Annotated in this window: 17 protein-coding genes; 4 read left to right on the top strand and 13 right to left on the bottom strand. The window is 64.8% G+C overall.

Going from position 1 to position 24,657, the window contains the following annotated elements:
* Positions 1 to 8 precede the first annotated feature (8 nt).
* The 5 genes from K1X11_RS14755 to K1X11_RS14735 all read right to left on the bottom strand — a co-directional run bounded on the left by K1X11_RS14755 (position 9) and on the right by K1X11_RS14735 (position 5,487).
* Positions 9 to 182, bottom strand: a complete 174-nt coding sequence (locus K1X11_RS14755) for a hypothetical protein (RefSeq protein ID WP_221031583.1) — start codon at positions 180 to 182, stop codon at positions 9 to 11.
* 38 nt (positions 183 to 220) lie between these two features.
* Positions 221 to 976, bottom strand: coding sequence for a class I SAM-dependent methyltransferase (locus tag K1X11_RS14750; RefSeq protein WP_221031582.1), 756 nt, complete (start codon positions 974 to 976; stop codon positions 221 to 223).
* Between the two features lie 337 nt (positions 977 to 1,313).
* Positions 1,314 to 2,237, bottom strand: a complete 924-nt coding sequence (locus tag K1X11_RS14745; RefSeq protein ID WP_221031581.1) for a hypothetical protein — start codon at positions 2,235 to 2,237, stop codon at positions 1,314 to 1,316.
* Complete coding sequence (locus K1X11_RS14740; protein ID WP_221031580.1) at positions 2,234 to 4,771, bottom strand: glycoside hydrolase family 9 protein; 2,538 nt, start codon at positions 4,769 to 4,771, stop codon at positions 2,234 to 2,236. Before K1X11_RS14740 ends, K1X11_RS14745 begins: the two co-directional genes overlap by 4 nt.
* A 92-nt stretch (positions 4,772 to 4,863) precedes the next feature.
* Complete coding sequence (locus tag K1X11_RS14735) at positions 4,864 to 5,487, bottom strand: DUF4240 domain-containing protein (protein WP_221031579.1); 624 nt, start codon at positions 5,485 to 5,487, stop codon at positions 4,864 to 4,866.
* A gap of 118 nt (positions 5,488 to 5,605) precedes the next feature.
* Here K1X11_RS14735 and K1X11_RS14730 point away from each other — a divergent pair, with 118 nt between their 5' ends.
* Positions 5,606 to 6,520, top strand: coding sequence for a hypothetical protein (locus K1X11_RS14730; protein WP_221031578.1), 915 nt, complete (start codon positions 5,606 to 5,608; stop codon positions 6,518 to 6,520).
* A gap of 11 nt (positions 6,521 to 6,531) precedes the next feature.
* Here K1X11_RS14730 and K1X11_RS14725 read toward each other — a convergent pair whose 3' ends face one another.
* Positions 6,532 to 9,264, bottom strand: coding sequence for an ADOP family duplicated permease (locus K1X11_RS14725; protein WP_221031577.1), 2,733 nt, complete (start codon positions 9,262 to 9,264; stop codon positions 6,532 to 6,534).
* Positions 9,265 to 9,356: 92 nt separating this feature from the next.
* The gene (locus tag K1X11_RS14720) at positions 9,357 to 9,689 is read right to left on the bottom strand and encodes a PadR family transcriptional regulator (protein WP_221031576.1); all 333 of its coding nucleotides are present in this window, start codon (positions 9,687 to 9,689) and stop codon (positions 9,357 to 9,359) included.
* A 218-nt stretch (positions 9,690 to 9,907) separates the two neighbouring features.
* Between K1X11_RS14720 and K1X11_RS14715 the strand changes: the two genes are divergently transcribed.
* On the top strand, positions 9,908 to 13,465 hold the full coding sequence (locus K1X11_RS14715) for a pyruvate carboxylase (protein WP_225919498.1): 3,558 nt from the start codon (positions 9,908 to 9,910) through the stop codon (positions 13,463 to 13,465).
* Between the two features lie 246 nt (positions 13,466 to 13,711).
* Here the strand turns inward: K1X11_RS14715 and K1X11_RS14710 are convergent, their stop codons facing one another.
* Positions 13,712 to 14,383 (bottom strand): DUF3800 domain-containing protein, encoded by a 672-nt coding sequence (locus K1X11_RS14710; protein WP_221031575.1) that lies wholly within the window; start codon positions 14,381 to 14,383, stop codon positions 13,712 to 13,714.
* A 360-nt stretch (positions 14,384 to 14,743) separates the two neighbouring features.
* The gene (locus K1X11_RS14705; protein WP_221031574.1) at positions 14,744 to 15,424 is read right to left on the bottom strand and encodes a DUF3826 domain-containing protein; all 681 of its coding nucleotides are present in this window, start codon (positions 15,422 to 15,424) and stop codon (positions 14,744 to 14,746) included.
* 146 nt (positions 15,425 to 15,570) lie between these two features.
* Between K1X11_RS14705 and K1X11_RS14700 the strand changes: the two genes are divergently transcribed.
* Entirely contained in the window at positions 15,571 to 16,083 is a 513-nt protein-coding gene (locus K1X11_RS14700) for a DUF6265 family protein (protein WP_221031573.1), read from the top strand.
* A 91-nt stretch (positions 16,084 to 16,174) separates the two neighbouring features.
* Positions 16,175 to 17,383 carry an AGE family epimerase/isomerase gene (locus tag K1X11_RS14695; protein WP_221031572.1) on the top strand — a complete coding sequence of 403 codons (1,209 nt, stop codon included), beginning with the start codon at positions 16,175 to 16,177 and terminating at the stop codon, positions 17,381 to 17,383.
* 87 nt (positions 17,384 to 17,470) lie between these two features.
* Here K1X11_RS14695 and K1X11_RS14690 read toward each other — a convergent pair whose 3' ends face one another.
* From K1X11_RS14690 to K1X11_RS14675, 4 genes are all read right to left on the bottom strand, one after another.
* Entirely contained in the window at positions 17,471 to 19,141 is a 1,671-nt protein-coding gene (locus K1X11_RS14690; RefSeq protein ID WP_221031571.1) for a GxGYxYP domain-containing protein, read from the bottom strand.
* 9 nt (positions 19,142 to 19,150) lie between these two features.
* A complete protein-coding gene (locus K1X11_RS14685; RefSeq protein ID WP_221031570.1) occupies positions 19,151 to 19,693 on the bottom strand; it encodes a hypothetical protein in 543 nt (180 codons plus the stop codon).
* A 109-nt stretch (positions 19,694 to 19,802) separates the two neighbouring features.
* On the bottom strand, positions 19,803 to 23,195 hold the full coding sequence (locus K1X11_RS14680) for a TonB-dependent receptor plug domain-containing protein (protein ID WP_221031569.1): 3,393 nt from the start codon (positions 23,193 to 23,195) through the stop codon (positions 19,803 to 19,805).
* A gap of 162 nt (positions 23,196 to 23,357) precedes the next feature.
* Entirely contained in the window at positions 23,358 to 24,443 is a 1,086-nt protein-coding gene (locus K1X11_RS14675; protein ID WP_221031568.1) for a LacI family DNA-binding transcriptional regulator, read from the bottom strand.
* Positions 24,444 to 24,657: the final 214 nt, after the last annotated feature.

Below are 24,657 nucleotides of genomic sequence, written 5' to 3'. Positions count from 1 at the left end.
GGTGAACCTCAGTCTTCCTTGCGCACGCCCTTGAAGGGCTTGTCGTCCGCCTTCTGGTCCATGAACTGGCCGGTTTCGGCGTCGCGTTTGGTCCAACGGTCGTTGGACGGGTTATGAGTCTGGGAGCGTTTACGGACAGCGCCGACGCGGGCGTTGTCCCCGACAGGTTTGTTGGTAGCCATGCCCGGACGGACCGACCCGACGGGATTTGGTTCTCGGATCAGGCACGATGCGCGACGACCAGCCAATTCCAGGGGTAGGGGGCGCTCAGCCAGTCGGGCGGATCGGGGAACTCGACGTTCCAGCTGTAGGGCAGCTTCTCGACGGTATCCACCGTAAGACTACGGTCGGCGAGTTGGACGATGATTTCCTCGCGCAGGAAGTGTTTGGTTTTCACGCCCTCGATGCCGCGCACGCCGTGTTCGAGTTGGGGCACGTTGCCCTCGCGGTCGAAGCTGTGGCGGATGGCGTCGTCGGCTTCGAGGCCGGAACGCACGTGCCAGTCGAGACGGCGAAAGTTGGTGTAGAGCGCGGACTCGTGGGAAGGCAGCACGAGCAACAGGGTGCCGCCGGTGGCTACAGCGCCGGTGACTTGTTCCCAGAGGCGTTCGCGTTTTTCGAGGTCGGCGGTGAGGATGACATTCACGCACAGCACGAGGTCGGAGGGCGGAAAGGGCAGCGGGTCACCGCGGGCGAGGTCGTGACGATGATACACCACGTTGTCGAAATCGACGCAGGCGGCGCGTGCCTGATCGAGCAGCCCGTCGGAAATATCGCAGGCGTGCACGCGGCCGCAGGAGCGGGCGAGCAGCGGGGTGATTTGACCGGGGCCGCAGCCGAGATCGGCGGCGGTTTTGAGGCCGTCGGCGTGACGCTCGATCAAAGCGGCCAGCTGGCGTTTACGGTCGTGCCCCAATACGCTGAAAATCTGTTTCTCGTAGTCGTCGGACAACTCTTCCCAATACGCGCGATTCATGCGGCGGTGGTGGGAAGGAAGAGGACGAGGCGAAACACGATCGTCACCTTGCGCCTGCGGACGGGATCAGAGCAAGGGTTGATGTGGCCGAGGGGCAGAGCGGTTTTTTAACCACGGATGGACACGGATGGCTCCGCCTACCGGCTACGCACTGCTGAGCAGGATGGATTAAAAGGGCCGAGGGGCAGGGGGAACGGCCGAGACGGCCGTTGCTACAAAACAGAAGATGTAGCCGCGGGCGTGTCGCCCGCGTGCGGTGGGAGGGCTCTGTGGCCTCTGGGTCTCCTCTGTGTGCTCTGTTACGAAACAGCGTTGCCTCTGAGCCTCTCGGCTCGGCTCAGCGGTCGCGGCGGGGGGTGAGCTCGATGCTGAAGCTGCGGAACTGGCTTCCCGTCTGGCGGAGCAGGGGACTGAGCTGCTCGATTTCCACAAACGCTTCACGGCCGCCGAAGAAGACCTGCGTGTTGTAGCCGTGGTCGGGCTGGTCGACCACGGTCGATCCGAGGGTGTCGCCGCGGCTCATGGTGAGGCTCACGCCGTTGCGACGGACCGTGATGGGGCGGTTTTTGAAACCAAATTTTTCCGGCTCCCCCTCGATGTAGCGGAAGGCGCGGGCGGCGAAGTCGGCGGCGTAGTCGACGTGGGCCGGGGGCTCGAACTCGTAGCGGTAGTCCTCGCGGAAATAGCTGGGCAACTGGATGTAACCCTGCGGGGCGTCTTTGGTCGGGGTGACGTCCACTTCGATGGTGGCGTCGGTGGGGACTTGAATGATCTGCACGATCTGCACGTCGCGTTTCACCGGGCCGCGCACGGCGACGGCGCATTGCAGGGAGTCACCGCGCCAGTAGTAACCGCGGCTGAGGTCGGGCCAGCCGTCGACGCCGGTGGGCGGCGGGGTGAGCAACAGGATCTCACGGTCGCGCATGAAGGCACCGCGGGCGCCGGAGGCCTCCCAGGCGGCGGGCGGCGGCCAACCACCGGCCCAGTCCTTTTGTGGGCCGAGCCAGGCACGGTGTCCGCCCCAACCGAGGCGGTCGTCCTTGCTGGCGGTGGCGAGGATGAGGTTGTCGGCGGCGTCCTTGGTGGCCCCGAGGTGGACGAGGCGACCGCGCTCGAGTGACACGATGGCCACCCAGTTGCCGGAGTCGGAGCGGGCGGCGTAGGCCTTTTCGCCCTGCCAGATGGTTTTGGTCCAGGGACCGGCGAGCACCGTCAGGGGCGCGGTGAGCAACGCGAGGAGCAGGGCGAGGCGGGAGGTCATGGTGAGTCGGCGAGGGAAAGTTCGTGTTGGGCGGCGAGCGCGAGCGTGAGGAAATCGGTGGTGCCGTAACCTAGCACGTATTCGGTTTGCTGCCAGAGATAAGGCCAGCGCAGCAACTCCGGAAAATCGGGTCGGATGAGCGCGGTGCCGGAGGCAATGCCGCCGGGGATGTAACTCTCGTCGGCGCGGTTGATGCCGTAGGCGACTTCAACGGAGTTGGCGCCGACGCCCGACACGAAGGACAGCGGGTTGTCGCCGGGGTGGCAGCCGAGCACGAAGTTGAGCGCGTTGAGGTAGTAGTCGGCTGGATACAGGTCGGGCCAGGTGCGGTGCAGGTAGTAGGCGCGACGACCGAAGCTCTGGATGTTCCAGCCGGCGCCCCAGATGGCGGGGCGGTAGGGGATGCCGTAGGGGGTCTCGGCGGCCTGGGCGGCGACGGTGGTCGCGTTGGCGCGGGCGGCGGTGTTGAGCGTCTCGTGGTAGGCCGCGTCGTCGATGAGCGGCAGGGTGCGACCGACGGCCCAGCCGGTGCGCTCGAAGCTCTCGGCAATGGCGTCGGCGTGGGTGCGCAGCCAGGTGGCGTAACGCTCGTCTTCGGTTGCGAGGAGCAGCTCGACGGCGGCGGTGATGCGGTGGGCGGGTTGGTCGCCGGTGGTGTGGTCCCAGAGCGCGATGGCGATGGTGAGGGCGCGGTCGGCCAGTTCGGGATTGAAGTGGCGGAGGGCGCGGGCGCCCGCGGCGAGACCGGCGGCGGTGTCGATCTCGCGGCGCGGATTATCCTCGGTGAAGACCCAGTTGTCGTCGGTGCCGCCGCTCACGTTGTCGGTGCCGGCGGTGGGATCGCCGAGCAGCACGTATTGGCGGTGGCTGGGCGTGATGATGCCGCGGTAGAGGCGGCCGAGGGATTCGTAGGCGGGCACGATGGAGATCAGGCCGTGCTCGATCTGTTGCAGCAGGTCGGGCTGGCCGTCGGGTTCCTGCAGCTCGACGATGCGGCGGGCCTGATCGATGGCTGTATTGTCGTAGCGGATACCGAAGTGTTCCCAGGCGAGGGCGAGGCCGTAGACGGTGTGGATCTGCGATTCGATGCGCAGGTCGTGGTCGCCGGCGTCGTGCCAGCCGCCGCGATCGAGGCCGGGCACGAAGTCGCCGGGGTTGAAGGCAGTGAGCGTAGAGGGGCCCTGGGTGTAGCCGTCGAAGTGGTTGAAGTCGGTCGGCGCCATGAGGGCGTCGTCGAGATGACAGAAGTCGTGCCAGACGCGGTAGCGGTCGTTGACGCGCACGTGACACATCTGGACGGGCAGGAAGGTTTCGAGGGTGGGTTGCCAGACGTCGCGGGTGTAGAGGTCCGGATCGATGCGGAAGGTGACCGAGGTGGCGTCGTCACCGTAGCGCACGCGGTAGAGGCCGGGTGTGGTGACGGTGGAGAAATCGAATTTGAGGTAGGTGTAGCGCAGGAAGTCGCCGTCCCAGCGGGCGGCGGTGGCGGGTTGGGTGAGCGCGGTGGTGACGGTGCCGTCGGGGTGGATGTGTTCGAGGCGCACGGAGGCGGCGAGGGGGGCGCGACGGTCGAGTTCGACGACGGCGAACTTGGGTTGGGCGGGGTGGTAACCGACCTGCGAGACCTGCACGGCGGGGTCGCGTTGCCAATCGGGCAAGGTGGCGGCGGAGACGATCCATTCGAGGGCGCCGGCGGTGACGCCGCCGGGCAGGGTGGCGCGCACGATGAACCAGCCGTTGGTGTGTTGGGAGCGGCCGTCGTAGAGGGCGAGATCGTCGCCGCGCACGGCGCGGATGCTCAGGCGTTGGTCGGGGCGGTCGGGGGCGACGGTGAGGCGGCGGCCGGAGGCGAGGGGCAGCGGGAGGACGCGGTCGCCGATGACCTTGTCGAGGTTGGTGGGTTGCGGGTTGAGCGCGGTGGGGCCGTTGGCCTGGCGGGGGAAGAGGCCGGTCTGGCCATCGAGATCGTAGACGGCGCCAAAGAGGTAGCCGGGGAAAAATTCCCAGTTGAAACCGACGCGGCCCACCCAGTCTTCGGGCAGGGGCGCGTGGAGGTCGACGGTGATGCGAAAGGCGGGGGCGCCGGCAGTGGACTCGGTGGGCGCGGGCGCGATGCGCACGGTGTAGTCGAAGGCCAGGTCGGGATAGAGGATGGGGTTGAAGCCGGTGCGATCGCGTTTGGCGTCGGGGTAGGCGAAGTGGGCGGAGATGGTGCCGGTGGCGGCGTCGACGGTGCGTTCAACGAGGCGCGGGATGGGCGACCATTGGCCGGGCGTGGGCTCGAGGCGCAGGTCACCGTTGGTGGCGACGCGGCGGCCGTTTTGAATGACGCTCACCCCACCTTGGTGGCCCTCGGGATAGAAGTCGTCGGCCAGCATAACATCGAGGCCGGGCGTGGCGAAGTAACCGGAGTCGTTGAGCGCGAGCGCGGGCGGCGCGGGGGTGGAGGTGGAAGGGGCTTGGGCGGGAGCGGTCGCGCACAGGGTCAGCGACAGCGCCAGTCCAACGAGGCGCAGGGAAGCGGGGGTTTCCATGGAAGCGAGCAGCGTGGCGGCGCGGCCAGCCGCGGGCAACTCGGGAGGGGCGGGCGGAGTTGAATGTGCAGCGGAGGGACTGCAGGTCGGGTTCAGCGAAAGCGAGCGGCGACCTTGGGGAAGAGTCGGGGTAGGTCTGCTTCCTCCCATCGCTCGCCGACAGGCAGAAACGCGGTCGGATCAATGGGCTTGTAGGGAGGAGGACGTCCGGTCTTTTGCGTGTAGAGATCGGAGACGACGTAGAGCAGTTCCTCGAGTTCGTTTTCCTGATCGTCGGTGGCGTAGTCCGCGATGGTCTGAGGATCGTTGAGCGCTGCGGTGAACGCGGCGCGTCCCTGCGCGACCATCCAGGCTCGGAAGTAGTAGAAGCCGTCATCGGAGGCGCCGCCGTTCACCAGATAGGCGACGCCCCAAATATCCCACCGGTAAGCTTCCTGCAGCTGGTCCCCGAAATGAAACTCGAACCCTCTCAATTCGTCGGCGTTCCAATCCCGCACGTGGCGGCGAAGTGCGTTGGGTAGCGCATCAATGGAAGGCGCGTCGGCGCGGGCTTGGTCGATCACACTCCAGAAGCGATCCAGCGAAACGGCGGCGTAGCCCCGCTCGATTTCTTCAGGGGTGGCGGCTTCGGGATTCATGATTGGCTGGGAGCAGGATGAGGTGACCAGGCCAAGGCCGGTCAATACCACGAGTCGGAAGAGGGCCGAGAGTTTCATCGTGAAGGGGGGGCAGACAGAAGAGCAAAGAGAGCGGGGGCGCGCGAACGGTTCGGCGAACCGATCCCTTTGTTGAGCGGAGTTGTCAACGGGCGGATAGCGCGCAGGGTGAGGGGCCATGAAGTGGTTGAGCGCACTCTTGGTGGTGGGAGTTCTGAGCTTTTTCGCGGGACGTTGGTCGGCGGGGCCGAGTGAGGTGGTGGTGATGGACGACGTCGCTGAGGCCGTGGTCCCAATGAAGGACGAGGAGAAGGCGGTGGTGAACCCGGAGGCGGTGCGGGCGATGATTGAGGAGAAGGGTCTCACTGCACCCGAATTGACGGTGCGGCTGAAGCGGGCGCTGACGGCGGATGAATTGGTGATGATGCTGCAGTCGTTGCAGGGGATGGAGCGTTTCCGAGCTAAGCTGGCGTTGCATGAGGTTTTTGGGGAACGGGGGTATGAAATCCCGTGGCTTCTGGGGCAGAGCGCGTATCAGGCAAGGTCGACGACTTTGTCAGACGGGTTTGTGGAAGCCTTTGAGCTGACGGCGGCCGAGCGTCAGCGATTGGAAATAGCGTTGAGTGACGCTTTGTCTGCCTCGGATCGATTGGCTCTGGAGCGGGCGAAATACCTGCCCAGTGCTGACGGCAGCGAGCTGGTAATTGAGGTGCCGGTTTTCCCGGAGGAAGGCGCGCGCGTGTTTGACCAACTCTATGGCCGCTTCACCGAGGTGCTGGGAGCTGAGCGGTTAGATCTATTCAACGAAACTTACGTCCATCATCTGGAGAAAATCTACAACGGCATCGGCACACGGACGCACACGGTTCGCGTAAAGCTCTCCCCGGATGTGCAGGCGACGGGGCGACCGATCTACGAAGTGGTGCAGGAATTCAGCCAGCGATTTGGCACAAACACCACGACGTCTCGTTACATTAACTGGGCCGATGTGCTGGAGGCGGCGGCGCCGTTTGCGCACTTGCTGCCGACCGAGCCGCCGGCGCCGGTCGCGACCGACCCGGAGTCAACGACACCTCCGTCGACTGACGGGTAGCGCCTCCGCGCTCACTCCGACTTCAACGTGACCGCGGGGTCGACGCGGGCGGCGCGGCGGGCGGGGATCCAGGTGGCGAGGAATACGGCGGTGGCGAGCACGGCGGCGCTGCCGAGGAGCATGAGGCTTTGGCCACTGGTGCCCTGGAGGAGCATGCTGGCGAGCACCTGGCCGGCGAGGAAGGCGAGGCCCAGGCCGATGGCGAGGCCGACCGCCGCCTGGGCGAGGCCTTGGCGGACGATCTGGCGCACGACGCGGCGCGGGGATGCGCCGATGGCCAGGCGGATGCCGATCTCGCGGGTGCGGCGAGCGATTTGGTGGGCTTTGACGCCATAGACGCCGGCGACGGCGAGCACGAGGGCGATGGCGCCGAGCAGGCCAAACACGAGGCCGCAGATTTCGATGACGAGCGTGCTGAGGTGTTGCTCCACGTAGCTGGCCAACGGACGCACGGCGAGCAGCGGCGCGAGCGGTTCGAGTTCGTCGAGGGTGCGGCGCACATCGGGCAGGGCGGCGATGGGATCGGGCTGGCGCAGGTGCACGAAGAGGTTGGGCGACGGGTCCTGCACGAGCGGGCGATAGAGACGGGCGGGCGGTTCGTTGAAGACGTGGTCGCGTGGGCTGCGCACGACGCCGATGACTTCGTGGCTCAGGCGCGTGTCGCCGCTGTTGAGGGCCTCTTTGTCGAGGTAGAGGCGTTGGCCGATGGGGTCGGCGTCGCCGTAGAGGAAGGTGGCGAGTTGCTGGTCGATCACCACGACGCGCGGTCCGGCGGGGTCGGTGCTTTCGGTGGCGTTGAAGGTGCGGCCGCGCAGGACCTGGATGTCGAGCAGGTCGAAGTAACCACCACTCACGGTGGTGTAACCGGCGCGCTGGCGGCGGGGCTCGCCGGTCTCGGGGTTGGCTTGGGCAAGGGCGTCGAGCGGATAGACCGAGCGGCGGGAGAGGTCGAAGTTGTAGGGGATGTTGGACGCAGTGGCGACGGCGTCGGCGCCGTAGCGTTCGCGCAGGCGGGTGAGCACGGTTTGCTGGCGGGCGGCGATCTGCTCGGTATCCATATCGGTGATACGGTAGTCGAGGTTGGCGACGACTTGCTGCGCGGGATCGAAACCGCGGTCGGCATGGCGGGCGTGGCGCACGCTGCCGAGGAAGAGGGCGGCGCTGAACAGGAGGGCGAGCGAGCAGGCGATCTGCGCGACGACGAGCAGGTTGCTCAGGGAGAAGAAACGACCGGAGCGGGAGGCGTCGGCGCCGCCCTCGGGGGTGGCTTTGATGTCGGTGATGAGGCTCGGGCGGGTGAGGCGCAGGGCCGGGCCGAGGCTGGACACGAGGGTGGCGAAAGCGCTGAAGCCGAGGGTGGCGAGCAGGGTGGTCGTGTCGACGAAGGGGCGGACGTTGAAGCTGAATTGGCTGACGGCAAAGGCATCGGCCGAGAGTTGCATGAGCATATGGTCGACCCAGGTGCTGAGCAGGAGGCCGAGGGTGCCGCCCATGAGTGCGAGCAGGAAGGTTTCGGTCACGAGTTGGCGCACGATGCGGAAGCGCGAGGCGCCGAGTGAGAGCCGCACGGCGATCTCCTTGCGGCGGGCGGCGCCGCGGGCGAGCAGGAGGTTGGCGAGGTTGAGGCAGGCGACCACGAGGACGACGGCGGAGAGGCCGAGCGAGAGGGTGGCGAAGAGGCCCATGAAGCTCTCGTCGTTGGGCTGGTCGTCCTGCAGGTCGTTGGTCGAGGGGGCGCCGATGAGGAGCTGGCGATCCTCGTTGGGCGCGGTCTGATTCCAGAGGTTTTGGGTGACGGCGGGCAGGCGGGCGCGAGCGGCTTCAGCGCTGAGTCCGGGCGCGAGTTGGGCGATGGGGCTGAGGCGATGGTAGTTGGGATTGTCGAAGTCGCCGTCGACAATGTGATGCGCTTCGCCGAGGGGCAGCCAAAGGTCGGGGCCGACGGAGGAGCTGAGGCCGAGGAAACCGCGCGGGGCGATGCCCACGATGGTGTAGTCGCGCTGTTTCACGCGCACGGTGCTGCCGATGAAGTTGGCCGGTTGGCCGGCACGTTCCCAATAGCCGTAGTCGGCGACGGCGACGGGGATGGAGGCGTTGGGGCGGGACTCGTCGGGCGAGAAGAACCGTCCGGCATGGGGCGTGACGCCGAGCAGGTCGAAGTAGGAATGGGAAACCATCCCCACGACGCGGCGTTGTAGGTTTTGGTCGCGACCGGTGCCGATGGCGGTGACGTCGAAGGTGTAGGCGGCGACGTTGGCGAAGACGTCGGTCTGCTCGGCGAGCGCCTCGACTTCCGGGTAGGAGAAGTAGCGCCAACCGCGGTCGGCGTCGGCGCGGCTGGTGTAGACGGCGACCAGGTTGCGCGCGTCGTTGCGGGCGAGGGGCTGCAGCACGGCGTCACGCACGAAGGCGAACATGACGGTGTTGACGCTGATGCCGAGGGCGAGGGTGACGACGGCGATGGCGGTGAAACCGGGCGTGCGGCGCAAGGAGAGCACGGCATAGCGCAGGTCGCGGGCGAGGTCTTGGAGGAGGCGGGCGCCCCAGGCGTCGCGCACCTCTTCCTTGGTCTGATCGATGCCGCCAAATTCGCGCAGGGCGGCGCGGCGGGCGGCGGCGGGCGCGAGGCCGCGGTTCACGTAGCGCTCGGTGAGGTGTTCGAGGTGAAATTGCATTTCCTCATCCATCTCGGCCTCGACGCGGCGGCGGCCGAAGAGGCGGGCAAGGGCGTTGAACAGTTTCATGGTGCGGGCGGTGGAGGTGGTGACTGAGGCGGCAGGTCGCGAGGCGGCGAGGGCGCGGGAGGTGGCGGTGGGCGCGAGCGGCGGTCTTCCTTTCAGGCGCCCTCGATCAGCAGGTTGAGGTCGGAGGAGAAGGCGCGCCATTGGGCGACCTCTTCGGCGAGGCGTTCACGACCGGCGGGGGTGAGGCCGTAGTATTTGGCGCGGCGACCGTTTTCGGTCATGCGCCACTCGGAGTGGATGAGGCCCTGATCGCCGAGACGGACGAGGGCCGGGTAGAGGGAACCCTGCTTGAGCGTGAGCACATGGCTGTCGAGTTGCTCGATGCGCTGCTGGATGCCCCAGCCATGCCGATCCTCGGTGCGGAGGGAGCTGAGGATGAGCAGGTCGACGGTGCCCTGCAGGAGACTGTTCTTCTTTTTCGACATGGCGTGCTTCTCTAGATGGTTGAGAGAACCCAATTATTCCCACTCTCGATCGTCGAGAGAAAAAAGTTTGGCGGGTGGTTCAGAGGGAGAGGGGCCGATATTTGACGATCCGCCTGTGCATATTTTGCGGATGTCCTTGCCCGTAGTGTCGGCGTGACTACCGATGCGTCTCCCCCTTAACCCCTGCGACGCGCTCTGGTGACGTCGCACATCTTGCCATGACCCGATCCAAGTCTGCCTCCGCCGCCGCCCCGGCGCTTCGCCCCGTCGCCAAGTTGATGGCGGCCAATCGTTCTGAAATCGCTGTGCGCATCTTCCGCGCCGGCACCGAACTCGACCTGCGCACCGTCGCGGTGTTTGCCGAGGAGGACCGTTTTTCGATCCATCGTTACAAGGCCGACGAGTCCTACCAGGTGGGGGAGGGCAAAGGCCCGGTGGCGGCCTACCTCGACATCGCCAGCATCATTGGCATCGCGAAGGAGAAGGGCGTCGATGCGATTCACCCGGGCTACGGCTTTTTGTCGGAGAACGCCGACTTCGCCCGCGCCTGCGAGGCCGCCGGCATCGTGTGGGTGGGGCCGAAGCCGGACCTGCTCGAAATGATGGGCGACAAGACCGCGGCGCGCGCGCTGGCCAAGCGCATCGACGTGCCGGTGCTGCCGGGCACCGAGGAGCCGGTGACGGATCGCAAGGAGGCGATGAAGATCGCGAAGCAGATTGGCTTTCCGCTCATCATCAAAGCGGCCTTTGGCGGCGGTGGTCGCGGCATGCGGATCGTGAAGCAAGCGGAGGACCTCGAGTCGTTGCTCGACGAGGCGCAGGGCGAGGCGGAGCGCGCCTTCGGCAATGCGGCGGTGTTTCTGGAAAAATACATCGCCAACGCGAAGCACATCGAGGTGCAGATCCTCGGCGACAAACACGGCAACGTCATCCACCTGCACGAGCGCGACTGCTCGGTGCAGCGCCGCCATCAGAAGGTGATCGAAGTGGCGCCGTCCTACGGCCTGCCGTCCGAGGTGGTGAGCGACCTGTGCGAGTCGGCCGCGCGCATGGCGCAGTCGATCGGCTACGACAATGCCGGCACGGTGGAATTCCTCTACGACCTCGATCGCCACGAGTGGTTCTTCATCGAGATGAACCCGCGTATCCAAGTGGAGCATACGGTGACCGAAATCATCACCGGCCTCGATCTGGTGCGCGCGCAGATTCTCATCGCCCAGGGGCACTCCCTGCACTCGGCCGAGGTGGGTATGCCGCAGCAGGCCGACGTGCCGCGCAATGGTTTCGCGCTCCAGTGCCGCATCACGACGGAGGACCCGGAAAACAAGTTCGTGCCCGACTACGGTCGAATCCAAGCCTACCGCTCGCCGGGCGGACTCGGGGTGCGCCTCGACGGCGGCATGGGTTTTGCGGGCGCGGTCATCACGCCGTTCTACGACTCCATGTTGGTGAAGCTCATCGCCAGCGGACAAAGCTACGAACTCGCGCTGCACCGCGCGCATCGCTGCTTGAGCGAGTTCCGGATTCGCGGCGTGAAGACCAACATTCCGTTTTTGGAGAACGTCGTCGCGCATCCGATCTTTCGCAGCGGGCAGGCGACTACCACGCTCATCGACACGACGCCGGAGCTGTTCCGCTTTAAGCCGCGCCGCGACCGGGCGACCAAGTTGCTCAACTTCATTGGCGACGTGGTGGTGAACGGCAATCCGCATGCCAAGGGTTACAAGCCGGCCGCGCCGCTCGCGGCGGTTCCGGCGCCGACCTACGATCACAGCGAGGAGCCGCCGGCCGGCACGCGCCAGAAGCTGCTCGAGCTCGGCCCGGCGAAGTTCGCCGAGTGGACCCGCAAGCAGAAGCGTCTCCTGATTACGGATACAACGTTCCGCGATGCCCACCAGTCGCTCATGGCGACGCGGGTGCGCTCGTTTGACATGTTGGCCTGCGCCGGGGCGTTGGCGCGCCAGGCGCCGGAGTTGTTCTCGCTTGAGATGTGGGGCGGGGCGACCTTCGACACGGCCATGCGCTTCCTCAACGAGGACCCGTGGGAGCGTCTGCGTCAGTTGCGGGCCAAGGCGCCCAACATCTGTTTCCAGATGCTCTTCCGCGGGGCGAATGCGGTGGGTTACACCAACTACCCGGAGCACGTGGTGGCGGGTTTCGTGCGGCACGCGGCGGCCAGCGGCATGGACATCTTCCGCATCTTCGACTCGCTCAACTACCTGCCTAACCTGCGCGTGGCGATGGAGGCCGTGCAGGACACGCACGCCATTTGCGAAGGCACGGTGTGTTACACCGGCGACATTCTGGATCCGAAGCGCGACAAGTTTGACCTCAAATACTACGTGCGCCTCGCCAAAGAGCTGGAGCGCATGGGCGCGCACATGATCGCGATCAAGGACATGGCCGGCCTCTGCCGTCCGTATGCCGCGCAGAAACTGGTCAAGGTGCTGCGCAGTGAAGTGGGCGTGCCGATCCATTTCCACACTCACGACACCAGTGGCATCAACGCCAGTGCGGTGATGCGCGCGGCCGATGCCGGCGTCGACGTTGTCGACCTGGCGTTGTCGTCGATGAGCGGCAGCACCTCACAGCCCAACCTCAACTCGGTCGTCGCCGCGCTCGAAGGCACGCCGCGCGACACGCAGCTCGACCGCGCGACGCTTGATCGTTTCTCGGACTATTGGGAAAACGTGCGGCCGTATTACGCGCCGTTCGACACGGCGCCGAAGAGCGGCTCGGCCGAGGTTTACCTGCACGAAATGCCGGGCGGCCAATACACCAATCTCAAGGCCCAGGCCGAGTCGATGGGCGTGTCGCATCGCTGGCCGGAAATCGCCCGCACCTACGCCGAGGTGAACCAACTCTTTGGCGACATCGTGAAGGTCACGCCCTCGTCGAAGGTTGTGGGCGACATGGCGCTGTTCCTCTTTTCGCGCGGCATCAAGCCGGTCGATGTGGTGAACCTCGATCCGGGAGCGACGCCGTTCCCGGAGAGTGTGATCGACATGCTCAGCGGCGGCCTCGGCTGGCCGGATGGTGGCTTCCCCGCCGACGTATCCAAAGCCGTGCTCGGAGCGCAGAAGCACCGGGCGGCGCAGGCGCGTTATCGTGCGGCGATGAAGAAGGGCCTCAAGGCGCCGAAGCTCAGCAAGCGGGCGCGCGAAGCAAAGTTCGCCAAGGGATTGGCGGACACGCGGGCGGGTGTGGCCCTGCACCTCAAGCACGAGCCGAGCGACGACGAGTTGTTCTCTCACCTCATGTATCCGCAGGTCCATGACGCGTTCCTCAAGCACCGGAAGCACTTCGGGGATGTGAGTGTGCTGCCGACGCCGGCGTTCTTCTACGGGCTGCAGCCGGGCGAGGAAATCTCGGTGGAGATCGAGGAAGGCAAGGTGCTCATCATCCGGTTGATCAGTGTCGGTGAACCCGATGCCGACGGCCGTCGCATCGTGAACTACGAACTCAACGGCATGGCGCGTGACGCGATCATCGTGGACAAGAGTGTCGCGCCCAAAACGCAGGCCAAACCCAAGGCAGATCTCAGCGATCCGAACCAAGTGGCCGCGCCCATCCCGGGACTGATCGCCGCGCTCTCGGCCTCGGTCGGGGCCAAGGTGAAGAAGGGGGAAAAGCTCTTGTTGATGGAAGCGATGAAAATGCAGACCACGGTTTATGCGCCGTGCAACGGCACCATAGCCGAAGTGAACGTGAAGGTCGGCGAAACCGTCGAAGCCAAGGACCTGCTGGTGCGCGTGAAGCCGGCCGAAACGAAGTAGGTTTTAGAGACCACGAAAGACACGAAAGTAGCGGGAGCGTTTAGCTCCCATCGTTGCCGCAGGGATTCCCTGCGCGTTGACATGCTCAAGTTTTTGCTTCGTTTGTCCGACAAGGTAAGACGGTGTCTGACTACGTCGGACAGCTTCAGCCCTCCGCTTTAAAGGTTCCACCCCGGTGACAAGAACCCAATGGGTTCTCTCGAAAGAGTAGCCGGGGTGGTCGCTTTTCCGGATTCCTCAACCGTCTCAGTAGTAGAGCGTCGTGCCGGTGCGGAAGATGTCGAATTCTGAGCGCACGGCAGGGGCGATCACGTTGTAGGATCTGAGGTCGCCGTCCTTCCATTTTCGGAAAAGAGCCCAGTTGCAGTAATCGGCGATTTGGAGGTCGAGATTGGATTTCGATTCGTGATGGAGCACCCGGTATCGTGCGTTGGCTGGGAGCATCTTTGCCAGAGTCTGTCGGATCGCCTTTTCGATGGCGGCCTTCTTCTTTTTCAAGGGCAACGCATCCGTGATCACGATGACCTCCCGGAAGCGCTGGAGGTCGTGTTGCTCGAGAATGTAGCGCAAAAGGTAGCCGAGCATCTGCGGGTAGAATCGCTCGACCGGTTGAAGCGCTGGTCCGGTTTTTCGCTTCTCCACGACGAGGACGTCGATGCGCACGCCCTCCAAGTTGCGACGGATAATATCGAAGACCCGATTGCGCACGGGTTGGGCGTTTTCGGAGGCATGAAAGTATTCCAAGTTGGTGCCCAATTCGACCAAGTCATACTTGAGCTCGGTCAACTCCTTGTAGGCGTGGAACGGCCGTTCCTTGGTAAGTGCTGCGAGTTGGAAATACTTCGTTCCCTTCGGCGAGAAATCGAGATTCCCGGCCTCATCCAAGAAGATGTAGAGATGGCGAGTGGGATCGCACATGGGTGTTCATATGGTCCGACTGACCCCGAGGCTCCAAGCTTTAGAATTCTAAACTGAGCGGACAAGGGGTGGCCGGGTGAGGCCGGACCGGGGTCGACGACCCCGGCTACAGCGGAGTTTGTGCGGCTGCTCTCGGGCAGTTGGGTCCCCAGAGCGCACGGCGATGGGAGGCCGAGAGGCAGGGTGGTTTTTCAACCGCTAAGGGCGCGAAGAGACGCGAAGGGGCGGGCGTTAGCGCGAGCGAGTTTACTCGCCTATGGCGGCGCCGGAGGCGACCGGGGCTCGCGGCCTACATTCTCCCCCCCGTTCGAAAGCGCAGGGTAGGCTGCGGTGCCTCTCGGCTTCGCGGTTCCTCGCGGTTCAATTCTTCTCGGCGGCCTTTTTGGCTTGGGCGGCTTTGACGTAGTCGCGGTAGAGCTGTTTCCAGCTGCGGCCGTTGGCGTTGAGGAACTGTTCGTTCTTGGTCTTGTAGATCTCAAAAATGGCCGAGATCTGCTTCATGTTTTTGAAGTCGATGGCGCGCTCACGGGCTTCCTTGAGATTGGCGAGGATGACGGCTTCCTCCTCCGCGGTGAGGTCGGGCACGATGGCGTGGTAACCTTTCAGGGTGAAGGCGACTTTGCCGACGGTGTAGGCGTCGAGGACGGCTTCCACCTGGGCGTCGCTGAGCTCGGTCCGCAGGACGGTCATGAGGTCGTCGTGCACGGCGCGCGGCATGGCGGAGTCGGCGATGATGGAGCGGTCGAGGTCGCTGAGGGGCGCGCCGGTGGTGGGGTTGATGCCGGCGGGCACGGTGGAGGCAGGGTGGCTGTTGTGCCAGGCGCGGACGGCCTGCAGGTGGGTGGCGACGGCGTGCGTGACGCGCTCGGTCTGGGCTGCGTCGGTGAGTTCCAGCTTGGCCACCCATTCGGTGGCTTTGCTCCAGGCGGCGTCGTCGGTAATCGAGGGGTCCCGGGTCTGGGCGTGGCTGAAGCAGACGGCGATGAGGAGCGGCGTGCAAAGGAGCAGACGGCGGAGAAAGCGCGGGGTGGGGTGAGTCATGCCCGCCAGTCTAGCGATCGGCCGACGGTGGCGCGACCGGGATTGGGGCGAGTTTTGAGCCATTCCTAGGGAAGGGAAGGGGGACGCGCGCGGGCTGGGCTTCGGGGCCATTCTCTGGCAATGCGGAGCGAATGAACTGGGGAACAATGAAAACAACCCGAGGCCAGGGTCGGTGGATGTGGTCTTTGATCGCGGCCTTGGCGCTGACCGCCGGCGTCGGTCCGATGGGGGCGGCCGAGAAGTTGCCGGTTGAAGCAACGGTGGCGGATCTGGCGTTTCTGGCCGGGACGTGGCGCGGGGTGTCTTCGACCGGTTGGGCGGCGGAGGAGATGATTTCGGAGCCGCGCGGTGGGGTGATGTTGGCGACGGCGCGGGAGTTTGTGGAGGGGCGCTGTGTGTTTTTCGACTTGGTGGTGTTTGCCGACCGTGAGGGTAGGGTGGTGTTGCTGCCGCACCCGAACGGTAAACGCAGTCCGCATGACTTTCCGTTGGTCGCGCTCGATGGGGCGGCGCGGCGGGTGGAGTTTCGCAATGCGGCCAATGACTTCCCGCAGACCTTTGTGTATCAGGTGGATGGAGACGGCGGGCTGCGCATCACGCTCAGCGGCGAAGGCCACGCAGAGACTTACACCCTGCGGCGCGTGGAGCGGGGGGAATAAGTCGTGAAATTTCACTGATTATTCGTGCGTAAAATGATGGTTATGAACGGATAGAGCTTTCGTTGCGGGGGCGGGTGCCTAGGGTCCGGGCGTGTGTTACTCCGTTGATGAAATGCGGGTGTTGCGGGAGGACTACCGCCGCACCTTGTTGGATGAAATTGCCCCGTTCTGGGTGCGTCATGGCTGGGACCGGGAGCATGGCGGCATCCATACCGCGTTGAACGAAGACGGCTCGCTGATCGACTCGGACAAGTCGGTTTGGTTTCAGGGGCGGGCGGCGTGGACTTACTCCACCCTCGGGCAGGCTTATGGCGCCGAGGGCGACTGGACGCGGCTGGCGGGCAGTTGTCTGAGTTTTCTGCGCGAGCACTGTCGGGCGGACGACGGGAAGTTGTATTTCACGATGACGCGGGAGGGGCGACCGTTGCGCATGCGGCGGCGTTACGCGTTCAGCGAGTCCTTCGCCTGTGTGGGCTCGGCGGCCTACGCGCAGTTGACCGGTGACGAACGCGCGGCGCTCGAAGCCATGGCTTATTTCGAGCGTTATCTGGAGGTGATGCGCACGGGAGGCGGCGTGGAGCCGAAGGTAGAGGTGGCGACGCGGCCGATGAAGGGGTTGGCGCCGCAGATGATCCTGTTGGCCATGGCGCAGGAGCTGCGCGCGGACCTGGGCGACGTCACGGTGGGCGGGGCGACCTGCACGCAGTGGATCGACCGGGTGATCGACGAAGTGGAAACCGCCTTTCTTAAGCCCGACCTGCAGGCACTGATGGAGGTGGTGGGCGAGAACAACGAGGTGCTCGATCATTTCGACGGGCGCATGTTGGTGCCGGGTCATGCGATCGAGTGTGCCTGGTTCATCCTGCACGAAGTGCGGGTGCGCGGTGGCGATGCCCGCCTGCTCAAGCTCGGTCTGACCATCCTGGACTGGATGTGGGAGCGGGGCTGGGACCGCGAGTTTGGCGGCATGTTGTATTTCACCGATCTGAAGGGTCTGCCGGTGCAGGAGTATTGGGCGGAGATGAAGTTCTGGTGGCCGCACAACGAGACCGAGATCGCGACGCTGCTGGCGTGGCATCTCACCGGCGACGAGAGCTACGCGCGCAAGCACCAGCAGGTGCGGGAGTGGTCGCGTAAGGTCTTTGTGGATACGAAGGGCGGCGGCGACTGGTTTGGTTACGCGCATCGCGACGGGCGGATTTCCACGCGCCTGAAGGGCAACATGTGGAAGGGGCCGTTCCACATCCCGCGCATGTATTGGTATTGCGAGCAGTTGCTGGCCGAGCGGCTGCGGCGCTGACCGTGGGCGGACACGGACACGAAAAACCCCGCCGGGGGAAACCGGCGGGGCGTTGGGGGAGGCAGGCCGCAGTGACGGCCAAAAACCTTACGGGTTGTGATCGATGGGATCCTCGGGCTGCTGGTAGCGCGTGCGGTAGGTCTTGGCGGCGGCGGCGAGTCGCAGGAAGCGATCGAGCGGCACGACCTCCACGCTGTCCGAGAGGTTGTCGAGGATGTTGGCGACCTGCTCGATGGTGGTGCGTTCGCGCACGTGCATGAGCAGGAAGTAGGGGCGGCCGGGGTTGAGGCGGATGAGTTCCTCGAGATCGGCGGCGGCTTCCTCGGTGGGGCGCTCCACCCCGAGGTAGTAGTCGTAGCTCAACATGGGCTGGTCGCCGCGCAGGTCGAAGGTGCGGGCGGTGCCGTAGCCGTTGATGAAGCCGAGCACATCGGGGAACTCCTCGTAGTAGAGGTCGACGGTGCGCTTATCGAGGTCGGTGTTGCCGACGTGGCGGTTGCCCTGGGAGTAATCCATGATCTCCATCACGCGCAGATCGAGGGTCTCCATCAGCTCGCGGGCGTCGGCCATGAGGAGGCGGAATTTGTCCTCCGGCACGGACTTGGGATACATGTAACCGGGGCCGGAGAGGCCGCCGACGAAGTAGTCGTTGGGCGTCTTGCTCTCGTAGAAGAACTGGAGGGCGGGCGGGTTCATCCACGACCAGTTCATGAGGACCTGCCAACCGTAGGGAATGCGGCCGCGGCCGGGTTTGGTCCAGGCGCCGATGCCCATGGAGTCGGTGGCGAGGGCGGCGACGTAGACCTTTTCCTCCGGCACGAGTTCAGCGTCGGGTTCGACGGTGTGGTTGGTCTCGTAGGTGAAGTCCGGGGTGAGGGGAATTTGCGAGGTGAAGGAGACGTTGGGCAGGTTGTGCAGACCTTCCATGCGCAGGCCGTAACTACCGGTCAGCGTGGTGTGCTGGCCTTCGGTGTCCTTGCCGTAGGAGTGCCAACCGAGCACGACCGACGCGGGGTTCTGCCCGGCGAGGACCTTGTTGAGCAAGGCGAGCTCGCGGGGGTGCTTGGGGTTGGCGGAGAGATCGGAGAAGAAGGCGCGTTGTTGCACGCCGAAGTCGGCGACGCCGGGCTGCATGTTGATGCCGTGATGGCCACCGAGCACGGTGTAGAAGTCGCGGGAGCAGCGCTCGTAATACTCGTCGTAGGCCCACTGGTAGATGTCGGCGTCGCCTTGGCCGGTGAACTGGCCGCGGAGGTCCTTTTTGATTTCGAGACCGTGGCGGGCGGCGAGATCGAGTTGGTCCTCATTGACGACGAGCAGGTCCTCGACGCCAGCGATGGTGAAGGCGACGATGAGGGAGGAGCGAACGTCCTTGTCCCATACCACCACGCCCTTGGCCACGTGGCCGAAGTCGCGCAGGGGAGTGTCCAGATCGCCGGACTCGTAACGTTGCCATTCGATGCCATGGCGATCGTGGAGGAAGTCGATCAAGGGACCGGCAATCTCCCACTGCCAGTCGGCCGGATACTGCAGGTAGATCTGCGGTCCGGCGCGGTTGGCGAGTCCCTGCAGGGAGAGCAGGGTGGCGTGCGCCGGCACGTCACCGTCGAGGCGCCAGTTGTCGGAGAGCGGGATGAGGGCAGCGGTGGCCGGGGCGCGTTCGGCGCGCTGGATTTCGGGAGTCTTGGCGGTGAGGCGGGCGGATCCGGCGCACAGGCCCAGGACAAGAAGCAGGCGAAGAAAAATCTGGGAAGACATGATGGAGGGTTATTCGGAGCTGCGTTGGAAGACGTGCACGACCGGGCGCGGACGCGTGGTGCGCAGGTCGGTGACGGTGAGGACCTGGCCATCGGGGGAGATCTGGAACTGGCGCAGGGTGTTGACGGGGCGGGAGCCCTGTTGGGTCTCGAGGTTGTAGTCGATATTCAGGCGCAGGACGCGGCCGTCATCGTAGACGGAAGGGGACACGACCTGGGTGCCCTCGTGGGGCGCGTAGGCACCGAGGTGGCGGTTGTCGACCCACCACTCCAACGGGTTGGTGGTGGAGGGGGCGGAGAGATCGATGGTGAGACTGTCGGTGAACGTGCGGCGGCCGGACTTGAGGGTGCGGGCGATGACGAGGTCGGAGCCATCGAGGGTGATCTCCAGGGTGGCGGTGCGCCACGGGCTGAGGTCGGTGCTGCGGTCGGCGTCAAACGTCCAGGTGCCGGTGAGGGCGGGGGACGGCGCGGTGGCCGCGAAAAGGGTGGAGGTGAGGGCCAGCAGAGCAAGCAGGGCCAGCGGGCGGGCGGGGAGTCGTAGTAGGTTCATGAATACGAACGGGCGGGTTGAGGGTGAAGCATAAAAAAGCCGGCTCTCCGGAAGGGGAGAGCCGGCGGGAGGGATCGTAACCAGACCGGCGGTCCGGAAGGGGATCAGATCAGAACTTGAAGGTCGCGGAGGCCGAGATGAGGCGGCCCTCGAGGATGCGATAGAGCTCCGTGCCATCCGGGGCGGCGTAGAACGGAATCAGCTCATCGTGGTCGGTCAGGTCCTTGATGTTGATCTGGAGGGTGAGCTCGCGGTCGCCGCCGAGCTTGTAGCGGCTGCGCACGAAGAGGTCGACGAAGGTCATCGACGGGCCGAAGAACGGCTGGTCGGGATCGAGCGCGTAGTCGCCGAGCTCGTTGACGCCGACACCGAAGCCGATGCCGATTTCGTCTTCCCAGCGGATGCCGCCACCGACGGTGAGGTCACCGAACCACTTCATGAAGCCGTCTTCGAAACGGCCGAAGGCGTAGCTGGTGTTGAGGCCGAGGCGCCATTCGCGCTGTTCGACCGAAGGCACGCCGTCGAGGAGGGAGGCGCGGATGGTCGGGGCGACGATGGTGTTGTAGGCCTGGTCGGCGAGGGTGGTGCCCGCGGAGTTGATGATGTAGTTCTGCGCGAAGTCGCTGTCGACCCACTGGGGGATGACGAAGTCGTTCACGTATTCCTGCATGCGCGGGTAGGTGTTGCTGGTCACCGTTTCCTGACGGCCGGCGGTGGCGAGGATCGTCCACTCCGGGATCGGGTTGTAGGCGATCTCCACTTCCATACCCTTGGCGGTGAAGTCGCGGGTGGCGTTGTCGTTGGAGTTGCGGTTGGTGGAGGACGACTGCGGGTCGTTCCAGTCGGGGCTGAAGCCGTTGAGGTCGATCACGCCCTGCGGGGGCAGGTAATTCTGCACCTGCGCGGCGGTGTAGCCGTTGGCGATGTTGATCGGGTTCTCCAGCTGGGTGACGAGGCCGAGGAGGATGCCCTCGGAGTTGCTGATGCCGCCGACGTCGATGGAGTTGTTGAGCACGCCGGTCTCATACCAGTTGAAACGGGCGGAGAGCTTGCCGTCGAAGCCGGAGACGATGAAGCCATACTCTTCGGTCGAGCCGGTCACCGGGGCGATCTGCTCGTTGAAGATGTTCACGCGGGAGCCGGACGGCTGGAAGTTGTCGGCCTTGCTCTTGTAGACGGAGAAGTCCCAACCCTCGGGGAGATACTTTTTGAGGAAGTCCGGGGTGTGAACGACGATGCTCCAGGAGGTGGTGTCCTCATCGGCATCCTCATCGAGCGGGCGCAGCGGCACGTTGTAGTAGGAATCCGCATACGGGTTGTCGACGCGGGAGTTGACGCTCCAGGACGGGGCGCCGCGGGCGTTGGAGGCCTGAACGTCGTTACGCCAGGTGCCGGTGAGCACGATGGTGTCGTCCCAGAGGTAGGACTGGCCGACGAGGACCTTGGACTCGACGTCCACCATGTTGTGGCTGGTGGAGAAGGAGGCGGGGAAGCCACCGTTGTCGCTGAGGTTGTAGCCGCGGGCGGAGAAGTCGACGAAGGAGCCGCTCACCTGATCCCAGCCGGTGTAGGTGTAGACCGGCATGACGCGGTTGCGCTGGTTGCCGAAAGGCACGCCACCGATGTTCACGCCGGACAGGTCGCTGATGGAGGTGAGGTTGAGGAAGTCGTAGACATCGTTGTGCACCGGCAGAGCGAACTGGGTGCCGGCGCGGGTGGAGGCGGTGTTGATGCCGCCGGAGCCGATGATGCCGCCGCCGAGGGCGTTGGCCACGTCGTAGGAGTCAACCTGGTCGCGGGAATACATGCTCTCGTTGTAGGAGGTGCTCTCCTCGTAGAGAGCGGTGAGGCGGAGGCGGCCGAGCAGTTTGGTGACCCAGCTGTCATCGCTCATGAAATCGTCGAAGCGCAGCTCACCGAAGCCGGTGAGGCGGGCGTTTTCGCGATCGTAGATGTAGTGACCACCCTGCCAGAGGGCGCCCATGACGGGGCGGCCGAAGGTCGGGTTGGGGAGGAGACCGCCGTTGCCATCATCGGCGATGAGGTAGGCGTTGGGGTCGATGTAGAGGGTGCGGGCACCGCTACCCTGGAGGGGATTGCGGGTGAAGCCGGTCATCTCCTGCTTGAAGTAGGAGGCCTCTAAGCCGAGGCGGCCGTCGAGCCAGTTGCCTTCAATGGCGACATTGTGGAGATCGTAGTCGGTCCACTGCTGGGCGGCGCCGCCGGAGAAGAGGTTCTTGCGGTAGTCGAAGATGCTGCGATCGAGGATCTGCGGAGCGACGTTGCCACCCGGGAAGAAACCAGCGGTGCCGGCCGGGACCGGGGTGCCGTCGGAGTAGGTGCCGGTCTGCGCGATGATTTGGAACTCATTGCGCGGCTGGAGGAGCATCCACTCGCCATTGCCCACGCCCGCGTAGGGGTTGGGGGCGCCACGACCGGCGCGGAGGAACATGGTGCCGCCGAAGGTCGGGTTGGGGTTGGAGGGATCCTGGTAGAACGCAACGTAGCCGCTGGAGGAACCTTCGGACGCCACGGTGAAGAAGCCGTTGTTGTTGTAACCGGCGTAGATATCACCGGCGGTGCGGTAGAACTGACCGGCGTCGGCGGGCGTGGTGAAGATCGGGCTGCCCATGTTGATCCACGGCGTGATGCCGTCGTTCGGCGGGATGGGATCCGGGTTCGAGGAGTGCAGTTCACCGTGCTCGAAGCTGCCGCGCAGGGTGAAGCCCCAGGGCAGACGGCCGGTCACGGAGACGTAGGCGCGGTCGTTGTCCTTGAAGGCCTGCTTCTGCTCGAACTTGGTCGAGCCGTGGAGGCCGGCAACGCGGATGGCGAGGTCGTCACTGACTTGGTAGTTGTAGTCCAAGGTCGTGCGCAGGGTGCCGTATTGGTCGGTGCCGATGCTCAACTCACCGCGGGAACCGAGGAAGTCGGCCTTGATGGTGGAGTTGTTGACGATACCACCCGGGCTACCGAGGCCGAAGAGGGCGGAGTTGGCGCCGCGCTGCACCTCAACACGGTTGGTATTGTAGGCGTCGAAGGGGACGTCGGTGATGAAGTAGTCGCGGGTCAGATCGGCCGCAGCGAGACCGCGGACACGGGTGAGACCACCGCTGAGGTCGTCGCGAGTCTGTTCCGGGATCGGATTGCCGGTCGCTTGGGAGCCGGAGAAGTTACCGCCCAGGCCGCCCACTTCCGTGTTGGGCGCGAGGATGAGCACGTCTTCCAGATTCTCGGCGCCGGAGTCGCGGAGGAATTCCTCGTTGATGATGGAAATGGAGGAGCCGACGTCGCGCAGCGAAGTATTCACGCGCGTGCCACCGAGAGTGGAGGTGGCCTGGTAACCGACGTCGTCGGTGCCAGTGACCTCAAACGGCGAGAGGATGATGAGCTCGTCGTCGTCCACGGGGGTAATGTCGTCAACTGCTTGAGCAGACAAGCCGGTGGCGGAGAGCAGCGCACATGGTGCGAGCAGCCATCGACGGAATTTCGATTGTTTCATGGTGTGGGTATGGGTGCTTGTTGGCGTAGGTTTCAATCGGGTCGGTGGGGCTCTCGTGCCACGGCGAGGCCAGGGGTGAAGAGCCGTCGAACCGATTGAAGAAAGGGGAAGGGGAAGAAGAACGGGGTAGGGGCAGGAAGCGGGGAGAGGGGCAGAGAGGGGTCAGACGGTGGCGGGAGCCACGGCGAGGGCGTCCGGCGTCTCAGTCACGGGCGTGGGCGTGGGTGTGGGTGGCAGGCGCAGCGAAGGGGAAACCGCCACCCCGACGCGGCCGGGACAGGTCGGGTTGTCGATACGCCAGGTGATCTGCTCGAGGACGCGGCGGATGAGCGTCGCGAGGTGGATGTCCACCGCCGCCGGTTGGTGCTCGAGGTTGCAGTAGATCTGCGGGTTGTAGTTGCCGAGGATCACGTCGTAGTCGCGATCCACGCGCTGACCGGCGGAGCGCAGGGTGCGGAAGAAAGCGCCGGCAAAATGGTCGGACGGCAGGTAGAGGCCGGTCGGTCGCGGGTCGAGGGTCACCAAGTCGCTCACGAGTTGTTCGATTTCACGACCGGGCGGGGCGACGGTGAGGAAGCCGATGTCGGGGTTTTCCTCGCCGAGAATCGTATGGGTCTCGAGGCCGCGCACCTTGGCCTGTTCGACGAAGGCATTGATGCGGCGGATCGTGGCGGAGTAGTCGGGCGTGGAGGCCAACACCGCGACGGTGCGGTGGCCGCGATCGGCGAGATGGTTGGCGGCGATGGCGCCGTTTTCCTCGTTGTCCGGCTCCACGTAGTCGCCCGGAAAGGCGCGGGAGCGGCGGGTCATGAACCAGACCTTGGGCAGGTTCGGAATGAGGGCCATGACCTCGGGGGCGGGCGGCATGCCCTGGATGATGACGCCGTCGAGTTTGCCGTCGGTGAGGACCTGCGGGCAGATCTTCGGCGTGGGCGAAAAGATGGTGCGCAGATTCACGCGGCTGAGCGGGCCGCGTTCCTGCAGCTCACTCACCTGGTTTTGGAACCACTGGAACTCCTCGTGGTTGACGCGGGAGCCCACGCACCAGAGCCCGATCTCGAGCGTGGCCGGGCGACGGGACTTTGGTCCACGGCGCCGGCTGAGGGGCGGTGGTTGGTAGTCGAGCGCCCGCATGACGGCGCGAATTCGCTCCAGGCTGGCAGGAGCGACGATCTCGGGCTGGTTGATGGCGCGGGATACGGTGGCGGGGGAAACGCGGGCTTGTTTGGCGATATCAGATAAAAGCATTTTCCAAATGAAATTTCATTTGACCGGTCTTGAATTTTCTGAAATCAAGGCGGGAGCACCTTTCAGTCCAAGGCATGGATTTGTCACTCACGAAGTGGGGGAATCCGGGCGACACCGGTTCACTACAGTCGTATTATTATGGTGGCTTATGTGCTTTATCATGAACATTCATCAGTTTTCGTTCATATGAAATTTCATGAACGAAAAATGATCA

The sequence above is a fragment of the Actomonas aquatica genome, from assembly GCF_019679435.2.
GTDB classification, from domain to species: domain Bacteria; phylum Verrucomicrobiota; class Verrucomicrobiia; order Opitutales; family Opitutaceae; genus Actomonas; species Actomonas aquatica.
Note: the sequence above shows the minus strand (reverse complement) of the source record. Positions and strands in the feature narration are given on the sequence as shown.